A 20,073-nucleotide genomic window follows, 5' to 3' on the forward strand; every position below is an offset into this window, starting at 1 on the left:
GCGGAAACAGCGCGTAGCTCTGGAACACGACGCCGATGCCGCGCTTCTCCGGCCGTTCGTGCGTGATGTCGCGGCCGTCGAGCGTCACGCGCCCGGCGGACGGCGCGACGAAACCCGCGATCATCTGCAGCGTGGTCGTCTTGCCGCAGCCCGACGGCCCGAGCAGCGACAGAAACTCGCCGCGCTCGACCGACAGGTCGAGCTGCTCGATGGCCGTGAAGTCGCCGTAGCGTTTCGAGACATGTTGCAGGGTCAGAAAGCTCATGGATCGGATTCCTTGCGAAGCGGCGGCGCCGCGCGATCAGCGTTCGACCGCGCGGTTCCAGCGCTGCGTCCATTCGGTGCGGCGCGGGTTGATGGTCGTCCAGTCGACGGTCGTCAGCTTCGCGACCTGGTCGGGACCGTAGGGCACGCGCGCGGCGACGTCCGGCGCAAGCTTCACCGTCCGGTTGACCGGGCCGAGCCCGATCGCCTGCGCTTGCAGCGCCTGGACTTCCGGCGTCAGCAGGTACTGGATGAACTGCTGCGACAACTGCGGCTGCGCGTTTTCGGCGACCGCGCACGCGGCGACCTGCAGCGCGACCGCGCCTTCCTTCGGATACACGAACTTCAGCGGGAAGCCGGTGTTCTGCAACGACACCGCGCGGCCGCTGCCGTACGGTGCGGCGATCACGTCGCCGGCCTGCATCAGGCCGTCCATCTCGCCGGGCGTCGGCGCCCAAGACAGCACGTTTGGCGCGACGCGTTTGGCCATCGCATCGAAGCCGGGATCGATGCGTTTCTCGCCGCCGCCGTTCAGGCGCGCGAGCATCACGAGCGTGTGCAGCCCGTACGTGACGGTGATCGGCGGCATGCCGAGCTTGCCCTTCAGTCGCGGGTCCTCGAGCGATTTCCACGAATCGGGTGCCGGCAGGCCGAGCTTCTTGAACGCGTCGGCGTTGTAGCCGATGCCGGTCGCGACCACGCCGACGCCGACCGCCTCCGGACCGAGCCGCGCAAGCGGATAGAGATCCTTCATGATCGGCGCATCGTCGATCTTCGCGCACAGGCCGAGCTGCATGGCCTGATACATCGGGCCGTCGTCCATCACGGCGACGTTGATCTGCTGATGGCCCTTCTGCGCCTGCAGCTTCGCGAGCGTGTCGCTCGAATTGCCGGCGACGTAGACGATCTTGACGTTGTGCGCCTTCTCGAACGCGGGGATGACCTTCTGCCGATAGAGCTGTTCGTTCGATCCGCCGACGTTCGCGACGTACAGCGTCGTTTCCGCATGCGCGGCGACCGACGCGCTCAGCGCGAGCGCCGCGCCTGCGGCGAGGAGCGGTTTCGCCGCGACGCGGCGCGAGGCGGGAGACAAGCGGGACGGGCGGCGGTGCGGCGAACGGTTCATGACGGCGATCTCCATTCGATTGTGGGGGGCGGCGGCATCGGGACGTGCGCCGATGCAATGCAGTCTGGCGCTTGTGGTCCATGCCGTCCAATACGAATAAAATGCCAGTCCATACCGAAATGTGATGGATCAGGGTTAGGCTCTACGGGACGATACGGAGTGGCACGATGAACCTGAAGCAGATCGAAGCGTTTCGCGCGGTGATGGTGGCCGGCTCGATGACGGCTGCCGCGAAGGCGCTGTTCACGACGCAGCCGAACGTGAGCCGCATGATCGCGAGCCTCGAGCGCGATACGGGGCTCACGTTGTTCGAGCGCGTCGGAGCACGGCTCGTGCCGACGAGCGAGGGCACTGCGTTCTTTCGGGAGGTCGAGCGCGCGTATGTCGGATTGCGCGGGCTCGCGAATGCTGCGGAGCAGATTCGCAATCTCGGCAGCGGGCGGCTGCGGATCGCCGCGATGCCGGCGGTCGGCTATACGCTCGTGCCGCGCGCGATCAAGCGTTTCCAGGAGCAGTATCCGGGCGTCACGGTGTCGCTGCACGTGAACACGTCGGCCACCGTGAATCACTGGACCGCGTCGCAGTTCTGCGATATCGGCGTGGCCGTCTACGTGAGCGAGACGTCGAATTGCGAGGTCGAGCTGCTGTCGAAGGTCGCGGCCGTCTGCGTGATGCCGGGTCAGCATCGTCTCGCGAGCAAGCGCACGATCAAGCCGGCCGATCTCGCCGGCGAGTCGTTCATCTCGCTCTGTCAGGGCGACGGGATGCGCACGCTGACGGATGCAGTGTTCGAGCGCGCGGGCGTCGAGCGCAAGCTCGCGACCGAAGCGCAGTACACGGCGATCTGCTGCGAGATGGTACGGCTCGGGATGGGCGTGACGCTCGCGCATCCGGTCGTCGCGCAGGCGTTCGCGGGGCCGGACGTCGCGATCCGTCCGTTTTCGCCGGCCGTCACGATGCCGACGTATCTGCTGTTTCCGCCGCAGCCGTCGCGCGACCGGCTCGCGGCCGCGTTCGCGACGCTGCTCGCCGACGAGCACGACGCGGCGACGGGGCGGACGTCGGCGCGAGGGCGTCGTTAATTATTTTGTTTGTGCAATCGTCGGTGCCGATGTCGCATGGCACATCGATGCGGACGAACCGCCGGCTTCGCATGCGGCGGTCGGCGTCGCGGCCGCTAGCCGACCCAAGCGCCGATTCGCGCGCAAGCGGCAACGCACGCCGCTTGCATCGCGCGGTCTGCCATAACGCTCGTCAATTCCCGTACATATCGAAATCGAAGTACTTCGACTGAATCTTGTTGTAGGTCCCGTCGCTGCGGATCTGCGCGATCGCGCGGTTCAGCGCATCGCGCAAATCGGTATCGGCCTTGCGCACGCCGGCCGCATCGCCGTTGCCCATGATCTTCGGGTCGTAGACGACGCCGCCCGCGAACGAGAAACCCTTGCCGCGCGGCGTCGCGAGGAAGCCGAGCTGGCCCTGCACGGCGTCCATCAGCACGCCGTCGACGCGCCCGTTTACGAGATCCGCATACGCCTGGTCGTAGCTCGGATACGGCACGACCTCGACCTTCGCCGCCGCCCATTTTTCGCGTGCATAGGTTTCCTGGATCGTCCCCTGTTCGACCGCGATGCGCTTGCCGGCCAGCTTCGCCGCGTCGGGCAGCAGCCCCGAGCCCGTGCGTGCGATCAGGCGCGTCTGGTTGCGGTACAGCCGATCGGTGAAATCGATCTGCTGGCGCCGCTGCTCGGTCGCCGCCATCGACGACAGGATCACGTCGAACTTGCGCGCCTGCAGCCCCGGAATCAGTCCGTCGAAGCTGCTCGACACCCACACGCATTTCGCGTTGAGCTTCGCGCAGAGCGCGTTGCCGAGATCGATGTCGAACCCTTGCACGCTGCCGTCGGTCGCGGTCGATTCGAACGGCGGATAGGTCGGATCGACGCCGATGCGGATCGTCGTCCATTCCTTCGCCGAGGCGAGCGTCGCGCAGGCCATCGCGGCCGCGGCGACGAGCATCGTGATACGCGTCTTCTTCTTCATGGTCAGGCTCCGTTCGTGTGGGGAAGCGGGGGCGGGCACGGCGTCAGCTCGGGAAGTCGCCGCGGCGGAAATCGTCGGACAGTTCGACGGCGTCCGCCAGTTCGTCGACGGTGATCGGCTTGATCGGCGCACGCACGCGGTATTGGCCGACGTCGGCGACGTCGCGCTGCTGTACCTCGGCGATCAGCTCGCCGACGGTCGTGCCGCACCAGCGTCCCTGGCACGGACCCATCCCGCAGCGCGTGAACGCCTTCATCTGATTCGGGCCCTGGCAGCCGAGCAAGGCGAGCCGGCGGATTTCGCCGGCGGTCACTTCTTCGCAGCGGCAGACGATCGTGTCGCCGTCGGGGCGGCGCAGCGCGGCGGGCGGCGTATAGAGCGCGTCGAGCAGCGGCCGCACCGCGAGATGACGGCGCCACGCCTTGAGCAGCGGCCGTTCGCGTGCGGCCTGTTCGTGCGGCGCGAGCGCGCCGACGCTCGCCACGATGTCGAGCGCCGCGACCTCGCCCGCGATCGCCGCGGCCGGTGCGCCGCCGATGCCGGCGCCGTCGCCGGCGATCCAGACGCGTGCGACGCTGCTGCGTCCGCGCACATCGTGTTGCGGCCGCCAGCACGCGGCACGTTCGTCCCATTCATGCGCACAGCCGATCGAGCGGGCGAGTTGCGTCGACGGGATCACGCCCTGATGGAGCAGCACGAGCGACGTGTCGAGCGCGTGTGCGATGCCGTCCGCGTCGCGAAAGCGCAGATACTGCGCGCGGCCGTCGCCGTCGACGCGCACGTCGGTGGCGCCGCGATAGACCGGAATGCCGGCGTCGCGCACCGCGCGCAGCATGCGCCAGCCTTTCAGCAGATAGTCGGCGCCGCGCAGCGCGGGCAGCGCATGCGGGAGCGCGCGCCGCCAGGCATCGCGCGGCGTCGTGTCGACCAGCGCGCGCACGCGCCGGCCCGCATTCAGCAACTGCGCGGCGAACAGCCACAGCAGCGGGCCGCTGCCGGCAAGCACCGTATCGGCCGAGGGCGCGAGCCCCGACGATTTGAGCAGCGTCTGCGCGGCACCGACGCCCATCACGCCGGGCAGCGTCCAGCCGCGCACGGGCCACGGGCGCTCCTGCGCGCCGGTCGCGATCAGTACCGCGCGTGCATCGATTTCGAGCGTGCCGCGCGCGGCGCCGCCGAGCGTCAGCATCGCGACGGGCTCCGGCTCGAACGCGATCTGCCAGACCACGCTGCGCGGCAGATAGTGCGCGCCGCTCGCGAGCAGCCCGTCGATCAGCGGGCGTCCCGCCGCATAGTCGGGGCCGAGCCACTGCGCGAGCTTCGCCGGCACATCGGCGAGATTGCGATAGATTTGTCCGCCCGGCGATGGACCTTCATCCGCGATGACGACCGACAGCCCGGCGGAGCGTGCGGCCACGGCGGCCGCCATGCCGGCCGGCCCTGCGCCGACGATGAGCAGATCGCATGTGCGCCGCGTCATGCGAGCCTCGCTTTGCCGTGCATCGCGCGCACCTGCATTCCGTCGCGCACGGGCGTCATGCAGCCCTGCACGTTCGGCACGCCGTCCACTTCGACGAGACAGTCGAAGCAGACGCCCATCATGCAGAACGGCCCGCGCGGCGAAGCGCTGACGGCCGTCGAGCGGCAGGCGAGCGTGCCGGCCGCGAGCAGCGCAGCCGCGACGCTGTAATGGGCCGGCACGTCGTGCGCGATGCCGTCGATATGAAGGCGTACGCGTTCGCGTATCGCGTCGGCGGGAACAACCGATTCAAACATGCCGGGCCTCCTTCGATGCGGCGAAACGCGCGGTCGTAAACGCGGACAGCTCGGCCGGCGTCGCGCGCCCGGCAATCCACGGCGCGACGAGATCGGCGTGCGTCGCGGCCAGCGTCACGCCGCTGTGACAGATCGCGAGATACGCGCCGGGGTGCGTGCGCGACGCTTCGTAGACGGGCAGTCCGTCCGGCGTCATGATCCGCAGCGCGCCCCACGCGCGTACGATCCGTGCATGCGCGAGCGCGGGGAACGCGGTGCGTGCGCGGCGCGCGATGTCGGCCATCGCAGGGCGCGTCTGGCCGTCGTCGAAGCCGACGTCTTCGGCCGAATCGCCGAGCAGCACCGAGCCTTCCTGCGTTTGCCGGACGACGAGCGTCGGATAGGCGAGAAACGGCGCGAGCCGTTCGGTCACCATGATCTGCCCGCGCAGCGGCGAGATCGGCGCAGCCATGTCGACCATCGGCGCGAGCCGCGCATTGTCGAGGCCTGCCGCGAGCACGACGCGCGCGGCTTCGAGCCGCACGTCGCGCGTCTCCACGTCGAAGCGGCCCGCGCGCGGGCGAATCTCGACGACGTCGTGACGCGGCAGATAGACGCCGCCGCTTTGCACGAACGCCTGCAGCAAGGCGCGCAGCGTGTAGAGCGGATTCGCGTGGCCGTCGTTCGGCGACCACAGCGCGCCGGCCAGCGCGGCCGACGCGGCGGGAATGCGGCTGCGCAGCGCGGCCGGATCGAGCGCTTCGTAGGCGAGCGCCGCGTCCTGGCGGCGCAGCGATTCGAGCAGCGCGATCGCGTCGTTCATGTCGGCCGCATGCTCGAACAGTTCGATGCCGCCCGGCCGCTCGAACCCGCAGTCCACGCCCGTCTCGCGCTGCAGCTGCGCGGCGAACGCGCCCCAGCGCTCGGACGATTCGCGCGACCAGCGCGCATACGGCAGGCAGCGGCCGCCCTTGCCCTGCACCCAGACGAGCCCGAAATTGCCGCGTGCCGCGCGGAATGCGATGTCGTCGCCGTCGCACACGGCGACGCGCTCGCCGAGCCGCGCGAGGCCCCAGGCGAGCGCCATCCCGACGAGCCCGCCGCCCGCGACGACGACGTCGAAGCGGCGCACGTTCATCGGCGGCTCCGGCGTGGGGAGTTCGGGATAGGGATGTTATGGTGCATGGCGGCGGCCTTCGTGGCGGAATGTACGTTGCGGGATCGATGTTCGGACAGGCAAAATGGGCTGTCCAATACAGGTTGATCAACGACCCATAACCCAATGTTATGACGACGCCTTCACTGAGAATCCGCCAGATCGAAGCGTTCCGCGCCGTGATGCAGCGCCATACGGTCACGCGCGCGGCGCGCGATCTGCATATTTCGCAGCCGGCCGTGAGCCGGCTGATCGCCGATCTGGAGGCGCGCGTCGGGTTCGTGCTGTTCGAGCGGCAGCAGGGGCGTTTCACGCCCACCGCGCAGGCGCGCGTGCTGTACGAGGAAGTCGAGCGCGCGTTCGTCGGGCTCGATCGCGTCGCGCAGGCCGCCGAGCAGATTCGCGCGATGCGGCGCGGCACGCTGCGCGTGGCCGGCTCGCCGGCCGTCGCGCTCGACCTGCTGCCGGAGCGCATCACGCGTTTTGCGCGCGCGCATCCGGGCGTCGACATCACGCTGCTCGCGCACAGCGCGTCGACGGTCGTCGACAAGATCGCATCGGGGCAGTGCGACGTCGGGCTGATCGCGGAGCCCGTGCCGCATCCGGCCGTACGCAGCGAGCGGCTTGCCGACGCGCCGATGTGCTGCATCGTGCCGCGTACGCATCGGCTCGCACGCAAGCGCGTGATCCGCCCCGACGACCTACGCGACGAAGCCTTCATCTCGTTTCCGCCGAGCTTCGAGGCGCGCAGCGCGATCGACCGCGTATTCGTCGAAGCGGGCGTGTCGCGCGGGCTGTCGATCGAGGCGCAGCTGTCGCAGACGATCGTCGCGTTCGTCGCGAACGGCGCCGGCGTCGCGCTGATCGATCCGGTGACGGCCGCGTATGCAGGCCATCGAGTCGCGGTCAAGCCGTTCGAGCCGATCGTGCCCGATCACTTCTATCTGGTGACGTCCGCGTCGCAGCCGCTGTCGATGATCGGCGAAGCGTTCTGCACGGACTTGCGCGAGGCGTTTGCGCGGATGCGCGGCGCGCGCGATGCCTGACCGGCCCGCCGCGCGCCGGCGGCACGGGTGTCAGTCGCCGAACAGCGCGACGAGATCGGCGATCCGCCGCACGCCCGTCTTCGCGAAGATCGACTTGATCTGGCTTCGTACGGTGCTGATGCGCACGCCGTTGCGCTGCGCATATTCGGCGGGCGTCAGACCGCCCGCGATGCCGGTCGCGACGGCCATTTCGGCCGGCGTCAGCGCGAACGGTGCGCTTTCGGCGAGCGGCCGCGCGGCGCCGCGGAACGGACGCCGCGGCAGCAGCATCGCAAGCGGACGCGTGTCGCGGTCGAGCGACGCGGTCAACTGCGGCTTGAGCGGAACGACCTGAATTTCGAACGTCGGGCGACGCTCGCGATCGAGCGCATACAGCGGTTGCGGCGCGGCGACGTGCGGCGGCGCGCACGCATCCTTCACGCGCTGCGCCAGTTGCGGCGCCAACTGCGGCGACGATGCGACGAGGCGGTCGGCCTGCACGCGCAGCTCCGTCGATTCGCCGAGCAGCGCGCTCGCGGCCGCATTCAGATAGCGCACGCGCAGCGTGTCGTCGACGACGATCACCGCACGCGGCAGCGCATCGAGCGCCGCGGCCATCATCGGCGCACGATCGTGCGTCTGCGCGGCCGTTTCGCGCACGCGAAAGACGTTCGGCAAATGATCGAGCACGCGCTGGAGTTCGCGCACCGTATGCGCGTCGTAAGGCCGGTGATTGACCGGGCGATGCACGGCGAGGATCAGCCGTCGATCGCCTTCGAGCCGCATGCCGCCGCACGAATAGCGCAGCCCTTCGCGGATATAGAAGTCCTGGTAGTACTCGCTGCGATCGATCACGCTGTCCGGCAGGAAGCGGTGCATCGGATACATGCGGCCTGCGGGTTCGCGCATCAGCACCTCGCGCGCGAGATCGAGGCTGTGATAGTGGCTCGCATACGCGTCGGCCCAGCCCGAGCCGTAACCGGTGAAGCGGTATTCGAGGAATCGGCCGGTGCGCGCGTCGTGCACGAAGCAGTTCGCGGCGCGCGCATCGGCGAGGGCGACGAGCGCCCGAAGCGCGACATGCCACTGTTCGGGATCGATGGCGGCCGCATAGAGCGCCGCGATCGACTCGTCCGCCGATCGTATCGTGGTCATCCCCGTACCCCCGTTGGCGCATGCGCGCCGCCGCACGTTCGAGCTGGACGATCAGCGCCCACCCGTCGAACGAATGCCGTGCGATCGATTCTAGCAAGCGCCCCCAGTTTTGGGGATGCTGCTGCGATGCGGAATGTCTACGATCGGCAACAGGCTCGCGGTTCGGCGTGCTGGCGCACATTTCGATACCGACGTTTTGCGCGCTGCGGGACGCCGCCTCGACCGCGGCGTCATTGATCGGACGATAGCGCGGTACGACGCGCCGCGCCGACAAGATTCCGACACACGCCGCGCGTACCGTCATCGTCGAGCACGCGCAATCTTTACGCACACGGGGATACGGCGGCAGCGCGAGCAGCAGGTCGGGGGTGTCATGTTTCGGGGGGCAGGATCAACATGCTGACGAGAGACTATGTCGAACGCGAGCTGTCGCACATTCAGAAAATGATCGCGATGCTCGAAAGCGATAGCGGCACGAAGGCGTATCAGCCGGGCGCCGCGCGCGTGAGTTGTCCGAGTTACTGGAGAGCGCGCATCGAAGCGCTGCTGTCGACGCCCGACATGCCGCGTCATGCGCGGAAAATCAGCGAAACGCTGCTCGTGAAGATCGACGGCATGGAAGCGCGATTCGCGGCGCGTGCGTCCGCGCGCAGATAGCGGTGCCCGTTCGCGCGTCGGTGCGTATCGGCACGCCTCGGCGCGATCAACGCAAAGGCCACGGAAACATCCCGTGGCCTCGTGGTGCGCGCAGCCGCTGCGGCTGCCGCGTCGGTGCATCGTGCGCCGGCTTAGCCGAGCGTCTTCGACCAGTTCGCGTACCAGTTGCGGAACAGCGTGTACTGCGTTTCCGCGTAGTTGCGCTGCGCGTCGCTCAGCACGTCGGTTTCGTTGAAGTGCAGCGTGTATTCCTTGTCGCCGTTCAGCACCATCAGGTACTTGTAGAACAGCACGAGGTCGCAGCCTTCGTCGAACGACGACAGCACCGCCAGCGCCGACTCGAGTTCCTTCGCGCGCGCCCGTGCGACCGCATCGCCTTGCGCCGCCTTCTTGCACAGCTCGACGAGGTGCAGCACTTCGCGCGGCAGCGCGTTGCCGATGCCGGTGATCGCGCCCGCGGCGCCGCAGTTGACGAAGCCGTGGAAGACTTGCGTATCGACGCCGGCCATCAGCGTCACGCTATCGTCCTGCGACGTGATGTTCTCCGCCGCATAGCGCATGTCGGCCGCGCCGCCGAATTCCTTGAAGCCGATCAGGTTCGGATGCTGGCGACGCAGCTCGAAGAACAGATCGGCGCGCGTCGCGAAACCGTAGTACGGGCTGTTGTAGATCACAGCCGGCAGATTCGGCGCGGCCTTCAGGATCGCGGAGAAGTGCGCCTTCTGCGCGGCCGGCGACGCGCCGCGCGACAGCACGCGCGGAATCACCATCAGGCCGTGCGCGCCGACGGCGGCCGCGTGCGCCGCGTGCGACACGGCTTCCTTCGAGTTCACCGCGCCGGTGCCGACGATCGTCGGCACGCCGGCCGCGACCAGGCGCGCGACGCCTTCCTGACGCTGCGCTTCGGTCAGCAGCGGCCAGTCGCCCATCGAACCGCAGTACACGACCGCGCGCATGCCGATTTCCACCAGCTCCTTGCCCTTCTTCACCAGTGCGTCGAAGTCGGGCTGGCGGTCGGCCGTGCAGGGCGTCATCAGCGCAGGAATGGTGCCGGTAAAAATGTTGTCGCTCATCACGTTTCCTCTTTCAGATTGGATCAACTGCCGTGGCGCCCGCGGCGTGGCCTGTGTGCGCTCGTCTCCTCGTCCGTGCAAGGTGGCCGCGGCTTCGCCGCCGGCCGACCTCGCACGCCGATGAACGCATTCTAGATGCTTCGGATATTTTATACAATATAAAGTTAAAAGGGCGCGGCCCGGAATGTTGCGGCGTACGCAGCAGGGTCACGCCGTGCCGTGCGGAAAAGGCGCGGAGCTGGCAACGCGGCGCGCGCTGAGCGACCGACTTCGCACCGCCCCGCCGCCGGCGAGCCGCGTATTTCCATCCTGTTGGATTGCGTAATGAATATTGTATAAAATCGTGTCGCGAGCAGGCTCGCGTAAAGAAGCAGAAAGCACAACGCAAGACATGAACAGGAGACACCCATGACAGGTCAGGTCGGCGACGCAGTGTCGCCCAGTAATGCCGCCGCGCAGCGTGCGGCGTCCAAAAGCGCGTTGAAGCGCGTAGTCGCCGCATCGATGGTCGGATCGATCGCGGAGTGGTACGAATTCTTTCTGTACGGCACGGCGTCCGCGCTGGTTTTCGGCACGCACTTCTTCAGGAAGACCGGCAATCCGGTCGACGGGCTGCTCGCCGCATTCGCGCTGTATGCGGTCGGGTTTGCCGCTCGCCCGATCGGCGGGCTCGTGTTCGGCTACTACGGCGACAAGTTCGGCCGCAAGCATCTGCTGCAGGTGAGCCTGATCGTCGTCGGCGTCACGACGTTTCTGATGGGCTGCCTGCCGACGTTCGATGCGATCGGCTACTGGGCGCCGGCCCTGCTCGTCACGCTGCGGCTGATCCAGGGCTTCGCCTTCGGCGGCGAGTGGGGCGGCGCGGTGCTGCTCGTCAGCGAGCACAGCCCCGACAACCGTCGCGGCTACTGGGCCAGTTGGCCGCAGGCCGGCGTGCCGGCCGGCAATCTCGTCGCGACGATCATTCTGCTCGTGCTGTCGAGTTCGCTGCCGGAGTCCGAGTTTCTTTCGTGGGGCTGGCGCGCCGCGTTCTGGTTCTCGGCGGTCGTCGTGCTGATCGGCTTCTGGATCCGCCGCAAGGTCGACGACGCGCCGATCTTCAAGGATGCGCAGGCGCGCCGCGAACGGAACCAGGAGAAGCAGCTCGGCGTGATGCACGTGCTCAGGCATCACTGGCGCGAGGTGCTGATCGGCATCGGCGCGCGGTTCGCGGAAAACATCCTCTACTACATGGTCGTCACGTTCTCGCTGACGTACCTGAAGCTCGTCGTCGGCGCCGACACCACGCGGATCCTGAAGCTGATGTTCGCCGCGAACGCGATCCACTTCTTCTTCATCCCGCTGATGGGGCTGATGTCCGACCTCGTCGGCCGCAAGCCCGTGTATCTGACCGGCGCCATGCTCACCGCGTGCTGGGGGTTCGTCGCGTTTCCGATGATGGACACCGGCAACGACTGGATCATCATGGCCGCGATCGTACTGGGCCTGTTCATCGAGTCGATGGCGTATTCGCCGTATTCGGCGCTGATGACCGAGATGTTCCCGACCAACGTGCGCTATACCGCGCTCTCGCTTTGCTATCAGGTCGCGCCGCTGCTGGCCGGCTCGCTCGCGCCGTTGATCGGCCTGTCGCTGCTCGAGCGCTATCACTCGTCGACGCCGATCGCGATCTATCTCGTCGTCGCGGCCGCGATCTCGATCGTCTGCGTCGGCGTCGCGAAGGAAACGCGCGGGAAATCGCTGCGCGACGTCGATGCGGACGCGCAGCGGCGCACGGCATCGTAGGCGTCCAGCCGAATCCCGATCGATCTACGAAAGCCACCGTTCGCGGTGGCTTTTTCGCGTCGGCGCGACCTGGCACACGGCGCGATGCGCGCATTCAGCGGTTCGTCGCGCGAAAACGCTCTGCTAATATCGTAGAAAATATGCAATATCCACCGTCGCGCCGCCGCGCGCCGACGGTCTAGCCGAAACCGCAAACATGAACGAGAAACGCCCCGCGCTGGTCTATGCGACGCGCGCCGAAGCCGCAGCCAACGAACTGCGCCGCCGCATTCTGTCAGGCGAATACGTCGACGGCTATCAGCTGCGCCAGGACGCGCTCGCGACCGAACTCGGCATCAGCCGCATTCCGCTGCGCGAAGCGCTCGTGCAGCTCGAAAGCGAAGGGCTCGTGAAGATCCTGCCGCACAAGGGGGCGGTCGTGTCGGAGCTGTCGCCGGAAGACATCACGGAGCTGTTCGAACTGCGCGCGCTGCTCGAACCCGTGCTGCTGAAAAAATCCATCCCGAAGCTGACCGCGGAAGATTTTGCACGGCTCGACGCGATTCTCGCCGAATACAGCAAGGTGCTGCACGCGAGCCAGTCCGGCCGCTGGGGCGAACTGAATACCGAGCTGCATCACGTGCTGTTGTCGCGCGCCGAGCAGCCGAAGACGGCGGCGATCGTCGCCTCGCTGCTGCAGCAGACCGATCGCTACACGCGCGTGCAGCTGTCGCTGTCGCAGGCCGCGCGCGACGTCGCCGAGTCCGAGCATGCGGAACTCGTCGCGCTGTGCCGCAAGGGCGACGCGCGCGCGGCCGCGTCGTTGCTGAAGCGGCATATCGAGCACGCGGGCGGCGAGCTGAACGCGTTTCTGCGCGAACGGCGGCTCGGCCGCTGACCGCGCCGCCCGCACAGGCCCGCGGCGCTCAGCCGCCGCCGATGCCCTGCAGCACCTTGCCGGTCCCGCCGCACACCGTGCACGGCCGGCCCTCGACCATCCCGGTGCCGTGGCATGCGCCGCACAGATCCTCGCCGACGCCCGGCGCGTCGGGCGGCCCTTCGTCGCCGGGATTCAACGGTTCGTCCGGATTCGGTCCTGCCGAGCGTTTCGTCGTCTGCATCGCGTGCCTCCTGTCGGATTGACGGATGCGCACGGCGGCGCATCGCGCGTGCCTGCTCGTGCGATGGAGGCCGCGACCGAGGCGCGCGGGCGCCGAGTGGGGCGAGTCGGCGCCGCGTCGAAGCCCGGCGCCGGCGGCACGCGTGCTGCACGCACAGGCAACCCGGCTCGGCTCACCCGCGCGACGCGGTGCTTACAACGACGGCGCCCACGTCGTCCCGAACGGATTCGACTGGTCGATGCCGGGGAAGTCGACGAACGCCTTGCTGCAGTCGACGACGTTGGCCGGACGCGCGTTGTGCGTCGCCGTGCCGTCGACGACGACGCGGTTCGCCGTCGATGCGAATATCGGCAGGTTCACGTTATGCAGCGTCAGGTTCGCGTCCGAGGCGATCACCGAGATGCTGTCGGGCGAATCGGCGACCACGTCGGTCAACGTCATCGCGAGCGGGAACGCCGGTTCACCGTAGCCGCCGGTATCGGCTTCGAACCCCTGCAGCTTGACGCCCGCCTCGCCGAAGATCGCGACGTTCGCGAGCGAGATGTCGTGGAAGTTCGGATAGAGCGGACCGCCGGCCGGCACGGCCTTGGTGCTGTAGTACGGCGTGAACAGCAGCGCGTTCTTCGCGTCGCGAATGCAGATGTTCGCGTAGTGGATCTGGCTGACTTCGCCGCCGCGTGCGTAATCCGACTTGATCCGCAACCCTTCCTCCGAATCCTGGAACGAGTTGTCGTAGACCTGCACGTTCGTCACGCCGCCGTTCGTCTCGCTGCCGATCGAGATCCCGTGCCCCCAGTAGATGTGGTTATGCGCGATCGCGATGCCCCACTTGCGGTCCGCCCGCACGTCGCGGTTGCCGTCGATGCCGAGCAGCTGCGAGCCGGCCGGCGACGGGTTGTTGCCGCCTTTCAGCGCGATGTCGTCGTCGCCGGTGCTCACGTAGTTGTAGGCGAACACGACGTTCTTCAGATAGCCGTCGAACGAAACGGGGCTGGCCGACGCCGTCGTGCTGCCGGTCGACAGTGCGGCCGAGATCGGCCTGGACGCGGAGCCCGGATCGAATGCGTCGGTGTTCTTCACGTTGTCGGCGTTGAACGTCTGGCCGTTGTACAGCGGATTGCCGTTGCCGGCCGGATTCGCGAACGCGGCGAGCGTCGGCGTCTGCACCTTCACGCTCCAGACGGTCAGGCCGTCGATGCCGCTTGGCACGACGTGGAAGTTCGGGCTGTTGTTCAGCGTGATGCGGTACAGCGTCAGGTTCTTCGCGTAGTTGAACACCATCAGCCGGAAGTTCGACTGCGAGCCGAAGCCGGTCGTCCCGTTCTGCACCATGTTGCCGAGATACGCGAGATCCCACCACGTCATGTTGCGCACGGTCGATTTCGAATCGACGACGGTGCCGCCGTCGTCGCACGCGGTGCCGTCCGGCGCGACGGTGCCGTTGCGGTAGGCCGCGTACGTGTTCGAGCAGGTCATGTCGACCTTCATCAGCGGATATTTCGCGTCGGACGTCACGAGTTCCGCGTAGCCGCGCCCGTCGATCCGGCCGTCGCCGACGACGGCCGCGTTGACGAGGTTCGTGCCGGTGATCAGCGCGAGACAGTTCGACGAGCTGCCGGCCTTCGTCGCGCTGACGGCCGTGTTGCCGCAATACGGTCCCGCCACGTTCGGTGCATACGCCTTCACGTCGCGCGATGCATACAGCGTGACGCCCTTGTCGATCCACAGCGTGACGCCGGACGGCAACGTGAGCGGCCCGCTGATGAAGCCGTTGCCGGCGCCGGCATGGTTCACGACGAGCCGCACCGCGAACTTGCTCGCGCGGTACTTCGGTTGCGCGAGCGTTTCGCCCGACGCGCCGGCGAGGTTCACGTTCGGCACGGCCGCCGCCTTCTGCGATGCGGTCGCGGCCGCATCGGCGGCGGCGATTGCCGCGCCGACTTCGGCGTCGACGGCCGCGCCGCAGGCGTCGAGCGCGGCCTGGATGCGCGCCTGGTCGGGATTCGCCGTCGCGGCCGATACGGCCTTGCCGACGCCGGACGGCGACGGATCGGCCTCCGGCGGCAGCGAGCCGTCCGGACGGCTGACGAGCGTATTGCTCGCTTCGAGCGTGCTGCAGACCTGCGCGTCGGTCGGCAACGCGGGCTCCGCGGGCAGGTTCGGGTCGACCGTCGTCGTGCCGACCTGGAACACGCTGTTCGCCGACGGTGCGGCCGCCAGGGCGGCGCTCGCGCCGGGCTCGTCGCCGCCGCATGCGGCGAGCGTCGCGGCCGACGCGAGCAGGACCGCCAGCAGGCCGAGCGCGCGCGGGCGCGCGTGCGGCCGGAATCTACGGGATGTCATCACGCTGTCTCCTGAAGGGCATCGGTTGCATCCGATGCGGTTGGGGGTATCGGGTGCTGCGCGGTGTTGCGGGGCGGGCGCGGCGGGCAGGGCCGCGGTCGCGCGGCCGGTGCCCGGGCCGATGCATGCTCGTGACATGCGGCGTGGGGCGATTGTGGTCAGTCATCCTATAACGATCCGCCGACCGGCGAAAGAGTGTGCAGCGGCGGCCCGAAAACGGCAAAACAGCGGGGCGGTTTCCGTTGTGGACGGGTTCCGGAAAACGTTTCGCAAAACTGCGCGAGAATGGAGAAGCCCGTTCCACTTTCTGGGCAAAAGACCGTGGTGGGGCGCGTTTCTAGGGGTATGCACCAAGTGAGTTAAACGATTAACCGACGTACATTGGCGCAACACATCATACGACGTACGACTACGGCGCCCGAAACCGCTCGCAGCCAGGCGGCCGGCATGCCGGCGCGCCGCAGCGTACCTCGCCGACGAACGCGTGCCGGAGGATCGCCGAGCCGCAACCATCAAGGAGACTGACGATGAAGCACCGATTCACCCGCTCCCGTACTGCGCTGGCCGTTGCGCTCCTCGCCGGCTTCGCGGCATCGGCTCACGCGCGCGTGTTCCGCTCGGCGGACGTGCACGGCGACAACTTCCCGACCAACATGGCGGTGAAGTACATGGGCGACGAGCTGTCGAAGCTGACGGGCGGCAAGGATTCGATCAAGGTGTTCGGCAACAGCGCGCTCGGTTCGGAGAAGGACACGGTCGATCAGGTGCGGATTGGCGCGATCGACATGGCGCGCGTGAACGGCGCGTCGTTCAACGAGATCGTGCCGGAATCGCTGATCCCGTCGTTCCCGTTTCTGTTCCGCGACATCGACCATTTCCGCAAGGCGATGTACGGCCCGGCCGGCCAGAAGATCCTCGACGCGTTCGCCGCGAAGGGCATGATCGCGCTGACGTTCTACGAGAGCGGCGCGCGTTCGATCTACGCGAAGCGCCCGGTGCGTTCGCCGGCCGACATGAAGGGGCTCAAGGTGCGCGTGCAGCCGTCGGACCTGATGGTCGACGAGATCAAGGCGATGGGCGGCACGCCGACGCCGATGCCGTTCGCCGAGGTCTACACGGGCCTGAAGACGGGCCTCGTCGACGCGGCCGAGAACAATCTGCCGTCCTACGAGGAAACGAAGCACTTCGAGGTCGCGCCCGACTACTCGGAAACGCAGCACGCGATGACGCCCGAGGTGCTCGTATTCTCGAAGAAGGTGTGGGACAAGCTGACGCCGGAAGAACAGACGGCGATCCGCAAGGCGGCCGCCGATTCGGTGCCGTACTACCAGAAGCTGTGGACCGCGCGCGAGGCGTCCGCGCAGCAGATCGTGACGAAGGGCGGCGCGAAGATCGTGCCGGCGTCGCAGGTCGACCGCGCGGCCTTCGTGAAGGCGATGCAGCCGCTCTGGGCCAAGTACGAGAAGACGCCGCAGATGAAGCAGATCGTCGACGAGATCGAGGCCATCAAGTGACGCGTCACACTTCCCTGGACGGAGCGGCCGCCGGTGCGCCGGCCTCGGCTGCCGCCGACGGTGCCGCGGCGGCGCGGCCGCATCCGGTGCCGGTGCTGCGCGGCGTGAACGACGTGCTGTTCCGCGTGCTGGCCGTGATCGCGTCGCTTTGTCTCGCGGCGCTCACGGTGCTCGTGTTCTATGCAGTCGTGATGCGCTACGTGTTCGAGAACGCGCCCGACTTCGTCGAGCCGATCGCGCTGCTGCTCGTGATCGTGATCGCGATGTTCGGCGCCGCGATGAAGGTGCGCGACGGCGGCCATATCGGCCTCGACTCATTCGTGCGGCGGCTGAACCCGCGTGCGCGCGACGCGGTCGTCGCGTTTCAGCATCTGAGCCTGATCGGCTTCGCGATCGCGATCCTCGTCGGCTGCGGCAGCATGGCCGTCGAAACGATGGGCGACCGCATTCCGATCATCGGCCTGCCCGAAGGCGTGCGCTATCTGATCACGATTCCTGCGGCGGTCGCGATCATCCTGTTCTCGCTCGAGCACCTGCTCGCGCTTCGTCGCGCTTCAAGACCATAAAACGCCATGGAACTCGCGATCCTGTCCGTCAGTTTTCTGATTTTCCTCGTGCTCGGCGTGCCCGTCTCGTTCGCGCTCGGGATAGCCTGCGTGCTGACCTATATGGTCGAAGGGCTGCCGATCGCGACCGCGATGCAGTCGATGATTTCGGGAATGAACGCGTTCTCGTTTCTCGCGGTGCCGTTCTTCATCTTTTCCGGCGAGCTGATGCTGCACGGCGGCATCGCGGACCGGATCCTGCGCTTCGCGCAGGCGACCGTCGGCCACTTCCGCGGCGGGCTCGGGATGGCGAACGTCGTCGCGTGCACGCTGTTCGGCGGCGTGTCCGGTTCGCCGACGGCCGATACGTCGGCGATGGGCGGCGTCGTGATTCCGCTGATGAAGCGCGAAGGCTACAGCGCCGCGTACGCCGTGAACGTGACGACGCACGCGTCGCTCGCCGGCGCGTTGATGCCGACGTCGACCAACATGATCATCTACGCGTTCGCCGCGCAGGGGATCACCGGAATGCTGCACGGCCAGCCGGTCAGCGGCGTGTCGATCGGCGATCTGCTGTTCTCCGGGCTGCTGCCCGTGCTGTGGGTGATGGGCTTCGTGCTGGCCGCCGCGTACTGGCAGGCCGTGCGTCACGGCTATCCGCGCCGCGCGGACGGCTCGTCCGCGCTGCCCGCGTTTCCCGGCTGGTATGCGGTCGCGCGCAGCTTCGTCGGCGCGGTGCCCGGGCTGCTCGTGATCGCGATCATCCTGGTGTGCGTCGCGAAGGGCATTGCGACCGCGACCGAGGCGGCGGCGATCGCGGTCGTCTATTCGCTCGTGCTGACGGCGATCGTCTATCGCACGCTGACGCTCGACAAGCTGCGCCGCGCGTTGTCGCATGCGTCGCGTACGACGGGCGTCGTGCTGCTGCTGATCGCGGTGTCGAACATGCTGCGCTTCCAGATGTCGTATCTCGAGATTCCCGATGCGATCGAAGGGCTGCTGAAGCAGTCGACGGCCGCGCCGTGGCTGATGCTGCTGTACATCAACATCATCCAGGTGTTTCTCGGCACGTTCGTCGACATGGCCGCGCACATCCTGATCACGACGCCGCTGTTCCTGCCGATCGCGATGGCATGCGGCGTCGGCCCCGTGCAGTTCGGCATCATGCTGCTGCTGAACTGCTCGCTCGGCCTCGTGCACCCGCCGATCGGTTCGGTGCAGTTCGTCGGCTGCGCGATCGGCAACGTGTCGATCGGCGAGACGACGAAGATGGCATGGCCTTACTACATCGCGATTTTCAGCGCGATCAACATCGTCACGTATCTGCCGTTCTTCTCGACCTGGCTGCCGAGCCTGATCAGCGGGCATCCCGTGTACTGAACGCCGTTTGCCACGCGCCTCGCGGCGGCGCCGGACGAAGCGAATCGTCCGGCGCCGCCGCGTTTTTTCGTTGTCGCCATCGGATGCCGAACGTGTTCACGAAGGCGAAGCGACTCGGGCGCGCGATCGCGACGCTCGCGCGCCGCATCGGTCACGCGCGCTCGCCGGCCGGCGCGAATTTGCGGTCGCGCATACGCGCATCGTCCGTTTCGCCGCGCATCAGCGCGATGGCCTCGGCGCGGCTCCCGACGCACGGCGCGGAGCCCGGCAGCGGCCGGCGCGCACTCTCGCGCAGCGCGAGCACCGACACGATGCCGATGAACGACGCACCCATCAGGTAGTACGCGGGCATCATCAGGTCGCCGGTGCGATCGACGAGCCAGGCGGCGACGAGCGGCGTCGTGCCGCCGAACAGCGACACCGACACGTTGAAGCCGATCGCGAGCGCGCCGTAGCGCACGTGCGTCGGAAACAGCGCGGGCAGCGCGGACGGCATCACGCCGGTGAACGTCGACAGCAGCGTGCCGTAGATCAGCATCCCGGCAAACACCGGCAGCATCGCGCCGCTGCGAATCAGCATCAGCGCGGGCACGGACAGCACGAGCAGCCCGACGCAGCCGAACATCATCACGGGCTTGCGGCCGATCCGGTCGGACAGATGGCCCGCGTACAGCGTCATCGGCATCATCAGCACCATCACGATCAGCACGAGCACGAGGCTGTGCGATTCGTCGAAGTGCAGCGTCGACGACATGAAGCTCGGCAAATACGACAGCGCCATGTAGTCGGTCACGTTGAAGATCAGCACGAGGCCGACGCATTGCAGCAGCGGCTTCCACTGTTCGACGAGCAGCGCGCCGAGCGTCTGTTTCGGTCGCGCGCGTTCGTCCGCTTCGCGCGCTTCGGCTTCCTTCTTGAACGCCGGCGTTTCCTCGAGCCTCAGCCGCACGTACAGGCCGACGAGGCCGAGCGGACCGGCGATGAAGAACGGCACGCGCCAGCCCCACGACAGCAGCGCTTCCTGCGAGAGCATCGCGGTCAGCAGCGCGACCGTCGCTGCGCCGAGCGTATAGCCGATCAGCGTACCGAACTCGAGGAAGCTGCCCATGAAGCCGCGGCGCCTGTCGGTCGAGAATTCGGCGATGAAGGTCG

19 protein-coding genes are annotated in these 20,073 nt (G+C 67.7%); 8 read left to right on the forward strand and 11 right to left on the reverse strand.

The features are described 5' to 3' along the window. Together HMPREF3115_RS32325 and HMPREF3115_RS09440 are read right to left on the reverse strand one after the other, a co-directional pair. Positions 1-265 (reverse strand): ATP-binding cassette domain-containing protein (locus HMPREF3115_RS32325; RefSeq protein WP_256276113.1); only part of this gene is annotated, 265 nt, incomplete at its 3' end. Positions 266-301: 36 nt separating this feature from the next. After that, positions 302-1,390 carry an ABC transporter substrate-binding protein gene (locus HMPREF3115_RS09440; RefSeq protein ID WP_070554241.1) on the reverse strand — a complete coding sequence of 363 codons (1,089 nt, stop codon included), beginning with the start codon at positions 1,388-1,390 and terminating at the stop codon, positions 302-304. Between the two features lie 167 nt (positions 1,391-1,557). On the opposite strand from HMPREF3115_RS09440, the gene HMPREF3115_RS09445 reads away from it, so the two are divergent. Beyond that, complete coding sequence (locus HMPREF3115_RS09445; RefSeq protein ID WP_070554229.1) at positions 1,558-2,472, forward strand: LysR substrate-binding domain-containing protein; 915 nt, start codon at positions 1,558-1,560, stop codon at positions 2,470-2,472. 172 nt (positions 2,473-2,644) lie between these two features. Here the strand turns inward: HMPREF3115_RS09445 and HMPREF3115_RS09450 are convergent, their stop codons facing one another. The 4 genes from HMPREF3115_RS09450 to HMPREF3115_RS09465 are packed head-to-tail and all read right to left on the reverse strand — an operon-like array spanning position 2,645 to position 6,326. Continuing rightward, a complete protein-coding gene (locus tag HMPREF3115_RS09450) occupies positions 2,645-3,433 on the reverse strand; it encodes an ABC transporter substrate-binding protein (protein ID WP_035956693.1) in 789 nt (262 codons plus the stop codon). Positions 3,434-3,476: 43 nt separating this feature from the next. Then, positions 3,477-4,913, reverse strand: coding sequence for an FAD/NAD(P)-dependent oxidoreductase (locus HMPREF3115_RS09455; protein WP_070554231.1), 1,437 nt, complete (start codon positions 4,911-4,913; stop codon positions 3,477-3,479). Further along, a complete protein-coding gene (locus HMPREF3115_RS09460; protein ID WP_053299059.1) occupies positions 4,910-5,209 on the reverse strand; it encodes a (2Fe-2S)-binding protein in 300 nt (99 codons plus the stop codon). Before HMPREF3115_RS09460 ends, HMPREF3115_RS09455 begins: the two co-directional genes overlap by 4 nt. Continuing rightward, positions 5,202-6,326 (reverse strand): NAD(P)/FAD-dependent oxidoreductase, encoded by a 1,125-nt coding sequence (locus HMPREF3115_RS09465; protein ID WP_065497102.1) that lies wholly within the window; start codon positions 6,324-6,326, stop codon positions 5,202-5,204. Before HMPREF3115_RS09465 ends, HMPREF3115_RS09460 begins: the two co-directional genes overlap by 8 nt. Before the next feature lie 149 nt (positions 6,327-6,475). Between HMPREF3115_RS09465 and HMPREF3115_RS09470 the strand changes: the two genes are divergently transcribed. Next, positions 6,476-7,390, forward strand: coding sequence for a LysR substrate-binding domain-containing protein (locus HMPREF3115_RS09470; protein WP_006409975.1), 915 nt, complete (start codon positions 6,476-6,478; stop codon positions 7,388-7,390). Between the two features lie 30 nt (positions 7,391-7,420). Here the strand turns inward: HMPREF3115_RS09470 and HMPREF3115_RS09475 are convergent, their stop codons facing one another. After that, on the reverse strand, positions 7,421-8,524 hold the full coding sequence (locus HMPREF3115_RS09475; protein WP_070554233.1) for a helix-turn-helix transcriptional regulator: 1,104 nt from the start codon (positions 8,522-8,524) through the stop codon (positions 7,421-7,423). 396 nt (positions 8,525-8,920) lie between these two features. Between HMPREF3115_RS09475 and HMPREF3115_RS09480 the strand changes: the two genes are divergently transcribed. Continuing rightward, positions 8,921-9,181 (forward strand): hypothetical protein, encoded by a 261-nt coding sequence (locus tag HMPREF3115_RS09480; RefSeq protein WP_006409972.1) that lies wholly within the window; start codon positions 8,921-8,923, stop codon positions 9,179-9,181. Between the two features lie 131 nt (positions 9,182-9,312). Here the strand turns inward: HMPREF3115_RS09480 and HMPREF3115_RS09485 are convergent, their stop codons facing one another. Beyond that, the gene (locus HMPREF3115_RS09485) at positions 9,313-10,254 is read right to left on the reverse strand and encodes a dihydrodipicolinate synthase family protein (protein ID WP_006405320.1); all 942 of its coding nucleotides are present in this window, start codon (positions 10,252-10,254) and stop codon (positions 9,313-9,315) included. 408 nt (positions 10,255-10,662) lie between these two features. Here HMPREF3115_RS09485 and abaF point away from each other — a divergent pair, with 408 nt between their 5' ends. Together abaF and HMPREF3115_RS09495 are read left to right on the forward strand one after the other, a co-directional pair. Continuing rightward, positions 10,663-12,039, forward strand: a complete 1,377-nt coding sequence (abaF, locus tag HMPREF3115_RS09490) for a fosfomycin efflux MFS transporter AbaF (RefSeq protein WP_070554234.1) — start codon at positions 10,663-10,665, stop codon at positions 12,037-12,039. Between the two features lie 196 nt (positions 12,040-12,235). Next, the gene (locus tag HMPREF3115_RS09495; RefSeq protein ID WP_006399115.1) at positions 12,236-12,916 is read left to right on the forward strand and encodes a GntR family transcriptional regulator; all 681 of its coding nucleotides are present in this window, start codon (positions 12,236-12,238) and stop codon (positions 12,914-12,916) included. 28 nt (positions 12,917-12,944) lie between these two features. Here the strand turns inward: HMPREF3115_RS09495 and HMPREF3115_RS09500 are convergent, their stop codons facing one another. Continuing rightward, a complete protein-coding gene (locus tag HMPREF3115_RS09500; protein ID WP_006399114.1) occupies positions 12,945-13,139 on the reverse strand; it encodes a hypothetical protein in 195 nt (64 codons plus the stop codon). 192 nt (positions 13,140-13,331) lie between these two features. After that, positions 13,332-15,482 carry a glycoside hydrolase family 28 protein gene (locus HMPREF3115_RS09505; RefSeq protein WP_006409978.1) on the reverse strand — a complete coding sequence of 717 codons (2,151 nt, stop codon included), beginning with the start codon at positions 15,480-15,482 and terminating at the stop codon, positions 13,332-13,334. A gap of 527 nt (positions 15,483-16,009) precedes the next feature. Between HMPREF3115_RS09505 and HMPREF3115_RS09510 the strand changes: the two genes are divergently transcribed. Genes HMPREF3115_RS09510 through HMPREF3115_RS09520 form a run of 3 tightly spaced genes read left to right on the forward strand, consistent with a single transcriptional unit; the run spans position 16,010 to position 18,921 of the window. Beyond that, positions 16,010-16,996, forward strand: coding sequence for a TRAP transporter substrate-binding protein (locus HMPREF3115_RS09510; protein ID WP_006399111.1), 987 nt, complete (start codon positions 16,010-16,012; stop codon positions 16,994-16,996). After that, positions 16,993-17,562 carry a TRAP transporter small permease gene (locus HMPREF3115_RS09515; protein ID WP_070554235.1) on the forward strand — a complete coding sequence of 190 codons (570 nt, stop codon included), beginning with the start codon at positions 16,993-16,995 and terminating at the stop codon, positions 17,560-17,562. The genes HMPREF3115_RS09510 and HMPREF3115_RS09515 overlap by 4 nt, the downstream gene beginning before the upstream one ends. 6 nt (positions 17,563-17,568) lie before the next feature. Continuing rightward, positions 17,569-18,921 (forward strand): TRAP transporter large permease, encoded by a 1,353-nt coding sequence (locus tag HMPREF3115_RS09520; RefSeq protein ID WP_006399109.1) that lies wholly within the window; start codon positions 17,569-17,571, stop codon positions 18,919-18,921. Positions 18,922-19,072: 151 nt separating this feature from the next. On the opposite strand, the gene HMPREF3115_RS09525 is transcribed toward HMPREF3115_RS09520, so the two are convergent. Further along, positions 19,073-20,073: MFS transporter (locus tag HMPREF3115_RS09525; protein WP_070554243.1), on the reverse strand; the 1,001-nt coding region annotated here is incomplete at its 5' end.

The organism is Burkholderia sp. HMSC10F09, assembly GCF_001806955.1.
Taxonomy (GTDB): domain Bacteria; phylum Pseudomonadota; class Gammaproteobacteria; order Burkholderiales; family Burkholderiaceae; genus Burkholderia; species Burkholderia multivorans.